Source organism: Microbacterium sp. zg.Y909 (assembly GCF_024626565.1).
The window spans coordinates 1-4,370 of sequence record NZ_JANJFJ010000328.1 but is presented as its reverse complement, the minus strand read 5'-3'; the positions used below and the strand labels follow the sequence as shown (position 1 = coordinate 4,370).

Here is a 4,370-nt window from a genome sequence, read left to right as displayed (position 1 = left end):
ACGCCCGGGCGGGTCTTGATGATCTCGAAGGCGGGGCGGATGGTGTGGGCGGTGGTGTGCGCCGCCCCCGAGACCATGCCGTCCGCGAGACCCATGTGCACCATGAGCGTGCCGAAGTACGACGCGTCGGTGACGGTGTCCGACGCGCGCTCGTACGTCATGCCCTTGTGGGCGCGCAGCCGGGTGTACTCCTGGGCGAACCGGTCGACCAGTGCGCTGTCGAAGGGGCTCGTGATCTGGGCGCCCGACAGGTCGATGCCGAGTTCGAGGGCGCGGCTTCGCACCTCGGCCTCTTCGCCGAGGATCGTGAGGTCGGCGATGCCGCGCGAGAGCACGGTGGCCGCCGCCCGCAGCACGCGGTCGTCGTCGCCCTCGGGCAGCACGATGCGGCGACGGTCATTGCGCGCACGCTCCATGAGGGCGTACTGGAACATCAGGGGCGTCACCACGGTGGTTCCCGCCACTCCGAGCGCCTTCGTCAGCGCCTCGGTGTCGACGTGCTTCTCGAAGAGGGCCAGCGCCGTGTCGTAGCGCCGCTGCGAGTCGGCGGCCAGGCGGCCGCGGGCGTTCATGACCCTCACGGCGGTGTCGTACGTGCCGAGGTCGGTCGCGATGATCGGCACCGTCGAGCCGAGCCCGTCGATCAGCTTGTCGATCGATTCGGGGAGCGGGAACGGTCCGTTGAGCACGACGGCCGCCACGGACGGGAACGTGCCCGACGAGTGCGCCAGCAGGGTCGCCAGCAGCACCTCGGTGCGGTCGGCGGGGATGACCACGACGGCCGACTCGGTGAGCCGCGGCAGCACGTTGACCATCGACATGCCGGCCACGACGATGCTCAGCACCTCGCGCGTCATGAGCTCGGGGTTGCCCTTGACGAGGGTCCCCTCGACCGCGCGCAGAATGCCGCGCACCGACGGGGCCACGAGATAGCGGTCTTCAGGGATCGCGCGCACCGGAATCTCGCGGCCGGGCTGCGCGGCCGCCGTGGCCTCGGTCACGGCGGCGATGATCTCGTCGAGCTTTTCGGGGTCGGCCCGGTTGGCCACGACGGCGAACAGGTCGGCGCGTCCGTGCTCGAGCTCGGCCACGGCGAGCGCCGCGATCTGCCCCATCTCCGACGGGGTGCGCGCGGTCGTGGTGCCCAGCTGTTCGCTCTGGCCCTGCAGCGCCCGGCCGCCGATCACCAGCAGCACGGGGGTGCCGAGGTTGGCGGCGATGCGGGCGTTGTAGCCGAGCTCGGCGGGGCTGCCGACGTCGGTGTAGTCGCTGCCGACCACCACGACGGCATCGCACTGACGCTCGACGGCCTTGAAGCGCTCCACGATGCGCGCCAGCGACGCCTCGGGGTCGGCGCGCACGTCGTCGTAGGTGACCCCCACGCACTCGTCGTAGTCGAGGTCGACGCCGTCGTGGTCCAGCAGCATCTCGAGCACGTAGTCGCGCTCGGCCGTGGAGCGGGCGATGGGGCGGAACACCCCCACCCGCGGCGTCGCGCGGCTGAGCGCGTCGAGCACGCCCAACGCGATCGTGGACTTGCCCGAATGACCTTCGGCCGAGGTGATGTAGATGCTCTGAGCCACCTGCACAGCCTAGGTGCGACGGTCCCCGCCCGTCAGGCGGTGCTCCGTGAATAATGCCGGAGTGATCCGCGAGGGGCGACGCTGCCGTGCGGGAAAAGTAAGACTCTCCGCGAACCCGGCAGAGCCTGGTTACCCTTGCTACGTTTCCGTCCTGGGGGAGTTGGCCTGGATGCCGCCTCGCGGAGAGCTGACACCAGTGTATCCCGACTCGGCCCACCGCCTGCACGCGCGGGGTTACGATCGGGGCAGCGACGCGCCGGAGCGACGCACCGCCCACCCGCCGAGGGGAACGCATGAGTGAGCAGCCTGGGGACCAGATCACCGCGGAGTCCTTCGCACGCCTGACCGATGCGATCGCGGGTTCCATCTCCCGGGTGATCGACGGCAAGCCCGATGCGGTGCGCTCAGCGCTCACCTGCCTGCTCGCCGAGGGCCACCTGCTCATCGAGGACGTGCCCGGGGTCGGCAAGACCATGCTGGCCCGCGCGCTCGCGGCATCCGTGGACGCCACCGTGCGGCGCATCCAGTTCACCCCCGATCTTCTTCCCGGCGACGTGACGGGCGTGTCGGTGTTCAACCCCGTCGACCGGGAGTTCGAGTTCAAGCGGGGCGCGATCTTCGCGCACATCGTCATCGCCGACGAGATCAACCGGTCCTCCCCCAAGACCCAGTCGGCGCTGCTCGAGGCGATGGAGGAGCATCAGGTCACCGTCGACGGCGAGTCCCACGCGCTGCCGGAGCCCTTCCTCGTCGTCGCCACGCAGAACCCGCTCGAGATGGAGGGGACGTACGCCCTTCCCGAGGCGCAGCGCGACCGCTTCATGATGCGCATCTCGATGGGCTATCCCGATGCCGCCAGCGAGGGCCTCATGCTGCGCCAGCGCGATGCGGTGAACCCCCTCGACGCGATCACCCCGGTCGTCGATTCGCACATCGTGCGCGAGCTGATCGGGTGGGCGCGCAGCGTGCACCTCTCGCCCGCCGTCGAGGAGTACGCCGTCGCACTCGCGCAGGCCACGCGCGCCCACGCCGACCTGCGACTGGGTGCGAGCCCCCGGGCCACTCTGCAGCTCGTGCGCGCAGCGAAGGTGCGTGCGGCGCTCGACGGCCGCCCGTTCGTCATTCCCGACGACATCGCGGCCCTCCTCGTGCCGGTGTTCGCGCACCGCCTCATCCCCACCCGCAGCGCCGGCACCGCCCGAGTGCGCTCGACCACCGATGCGGTCACGTCGGTGCTGACGCAGATCGCGGCATCGGTGCGCGTACCGCTCACCGCGCGCGCGTGAGGCGACCATGGGACGCCTGTGGCCGCTGACGCTCCGGGGCACGGGTGCCGTGCTGCTGGGGCTGGTCTGCCTGGTCGTCGCCGCCGACCGCGGTGTCGTCGAGCTGCTGTACGTGGCGATGCTGCTGTTCGCCGTCGTCGCCGCAGCGGTAGTGAGCCTGTACGCCGTCCGACGCGCCGACGGCCTCACCCGCACGGTCGAACCCGACGTGCTGACGGTCGGGCAAGAAGGCCAGGTGACGGTGCGGGTGTCGCTGCGCGCCGCGATCGCGTCGGGTCAGGGCATGTGGCGCGACACGCTGTCGCCGGGGCTCGCCTGGCGCTCCCCCGCGGAGGTGGCAGCTGACGGCCGGCGCGGCGGCGGTGCGGCATGCGGGGTGTTCCCGGCGCTCGGTTCCGGCCTGCGGGGTGAGGCCCACACCGTCGACGTCGACTACCGCATCGTCGGCACCCGCCGAGGGGTGCACACCCTCGGTCCGCTCACGGTGTCGTCGACCGATCCTTTCGGGGTCGTGCGCCGCACCCACGTGCTGAGCGAGCGCACCCGGGTGATCGTGGCGCCCGAGGTCGTCGATTTGCCCCCTCTGACCAACCTGCCCGGCGAAGCGGGCGGCAGTCGGCACACGTCGTCCAACGAGCTCGGTCAGGGCACCGACAACCTCATCCCCCGCGCCTACGCGCCCGGCGACTCGATGCGCCGCATCCACTGGCGCGCGAGCGCCCATCGCGACGAGCTGATGGTGCGCCAGGAGGAGCAGGAGTCGACGCCGGCCGCCACGGTCGTGCTCGACCTGGCGACCGGCAGGTTCAGCCCCCACGCGATGCGCGGGACGGGTCTGGACGACGGCTTCGAGTCGGCGCTGAGCGCCTGCATCTCCATCGTCGCGCGGCTCGTGCGAGAGGGCTACACCGTCACGGTGACCGACTCCGACGGCCGGGCGCTGGCCGACCCGCTCGAAGGCGGCGACCTCGCTGCCGTGGAGACGCTCGGCACCTCGTTCGCCACGCTCGTCACCCGCCGCGACGACCATCTGGCCGACCTCGCGCCGCTGTTCACGGGCGGAACGAGCGGCCCCGTGGTCGTCATCGTCGGCAGGTTCGATGCGGCGGATGCCGCGGCCCTGGCCCCGGTCGCCCACCACTCGTCGCTGCCACTGCTGTTCGCGGTGTCACCGGTCGACGACGCGCTGCCGCGCGCCGCGGCCCACGGCTGGCGGGTCGCGTCGATCCCGGCGGGTGCGGACCTCGCACCGGCGTGGCACCAAGCCGTCGAACGGGAGGCGGGCCATGTCGTCGCTTGACGGTGCACGCCCCCGCCGCAGCCGCGCGCACCTGCGGCTCACCCTCGCGGTGGCGGCGGTCATCGTGGCATCCGCGCTGCCGCTCGTGGACGTGATCGCTCCGGGCGGCTGGCTGGTGGCCTCGGTGGCGCTGACGGCGGCGCTGCTGACGGCCGGCCACCTCGCCCACGCCCGGCGCCTGCCTGCCCTTGCAGCCACCGG

Annotated in this window: 4 protein-coding genes and 1 other RNA gene; 3 read left to right on the top strand and 2 right to left on the bottom strand. The window is 72.0% G+C overall.

Translation table 11 applies throughout. The features are described 5' to 3' along the window. On the bottom strand, positions 1 to 1,583 hold a 1,583-nt coding region (gene pta / locus NQ160_RS18365), incomplete at its 3' end, for a phosphate acetyltransferase (RefSeq protein WP_257516568.1). A gap of 95 nt (positions 1,584 to 1,678) precedes the next feature. After that, positions 1,679 to 1,775, bottom strand: an RNA gene (gene ffs, locus NQ160_RS18360) — signal recognition particle sRNA small type. Between the two features lie 101 nt (positions 1,776 to 1,876). Here ffs and NQ160_RS18355 point away from each other — a divergent pair. The 3 genes from NQ160_RS18355 to NQ160_RS18345 form a co-directional block, all read left to right on the top strand. Further along, on the top strand, positions 1,877 to 2,869 hold the full coding sequence (locus NQ160_RS18355; protein ID WP_257516567.1) for an AAA family ATPase: 993 nt from the start codon (positions 1,877 to 1,879) through the stop codon (positions 2,867 to 2,869). Positions 2,870 to 2,876: 7 nt separating this feature from the next. Continuing rightward, positions 2,877 to 4,169, top strand: coding sequence for a DUF58 domain-containing protein (locus tag NQ160_RS18350; protein WP_257516566.1), 1,293 nt, complete (start codon positions 2,877 to 2,879; stop codon positions 4,167 to 4,169). Next, on the top strand, positions 4,156 to 4,370 hold a 215-nt coding region (locus NQ160_RS18345), incomplete at its 3' end, for a hypothetical protein (RefSeq protein WP_257516565.1). The genes NQ160_RS18350 and NQ160_RS18345, both read left to right, overlap by 14 nt.